Source organism: Pseudomonas sp. CNPSo 3701, from assembly GCF_028674975.1.
Taxonomy (GTDB): domain Bacteria; phylum Pseudomonadota; class Gammaproteobacteria; order Pseudomonadales; family Pseudomonadaceae; genus Aquipseudomonas; species Aquipseudomonas straminea.
The window spans coordinates 1-1,033 of the sequence record NZ_JAQZSI010000018.1 but is presented as its reverse complement, the minus strand read 5'-3'; the positions used below and the strand labels follow the sequence as shown (position 1 = coordinate 1,033).

Annotated in this window: 1 protein-coding gene; it reads right to left on the bottom strand. The window is 59.4% G+C overall.

Annotated features, from left to right (window positions below):
- The coding region (locus PVA39_RS23185; protein WP_274126064.1) for an Ig-like domain-containing protein at positions 1-1,033 on the bottom strand (1,033 nt) is incomplete at both ends.

The following is a 1,033-nucleotide window of genomic DNA, read 5'->3' as shown; positions in this document are numbered from 1 at the left end:
ACCAAGGGTGCCGTTGGCATTGGTTACCAGACCGGTGAAGCTCTTACCATTCACTGTGAGGGTGACGGTATCGCCAATCTTGGCGTCGCCGCCGACGGTGCCGGTGACCGGGATCTGTTGGCTCGACTCTGCAATGTTGATTACGTCGTCGGCAGTGATGTTAGCGTCGAGCGTAATGGTCGGCACTGGAGCGGTGACATCTACGCTGTAGCCTTCAGTGTCTGTCGCAGTGCCGGTGTTGCCGGCGGCATCGGTAGTGCTGATGCTGGCGGTGATGGTTTTGCCGGCGTCGGCGACCAATTCAGCGCCGGGAACGTTGATGCTGAAACCAAGGGTGCCGTCAGGATTGGCAACGACCGAGCCGGTGAAGTCTTTGCCATTGACGGTCAAGGTGATGGTGTCACCGACCTTGGCATCGCCACCAACGGTACCGGTGACCGGGATCTGCTGAGTGGACTCAGCGATGTTGATCACGTCATCGGCGGTGATGTTGGCATCGAGGCTGATGGTCGGAACTGGGGCAGTGACGTCGACGCTGTAGCCTTCGCTATCTGTGGCAGTGCCGATGTTGCCGGCAGCATCGGTAGTGCTGACGCTGGCATTGATGGTCTTGCCGGCATCGGCAACTAGGTCGGCGCCTGGGACATTGATGCTGAAAGTCTTGTCGGCCTGTACCTGACCAGTGAAGGTTTTGCCATTGACGGTCAGGATGACGGTGTCACCGACCTTGGCATCGCCACCGACAGTACCGGTGACCGGGATCTGCTGGGTGGACTCAGCGATGTTGATCACGTCATCGGCGGTGATGTTGGCATTGAGGGTGATGGTCGGCACCGGCGCGGTGACGTCGACGCTATAACCTTCGGATGCGGTGCCAGTGCCGATATTGCCGGCCGCATCGGTGGTGCTGATGCTGGCGTTGATGGTTTTGCCAGCATCGGCGACCAGGTCAGAGCCTGGGACGTTGATGCTGAAGCCTAGGGTGCCGTTAGGATTGGCAACGACCGAGCCGGTGAAGTCTTTGCCATTGACG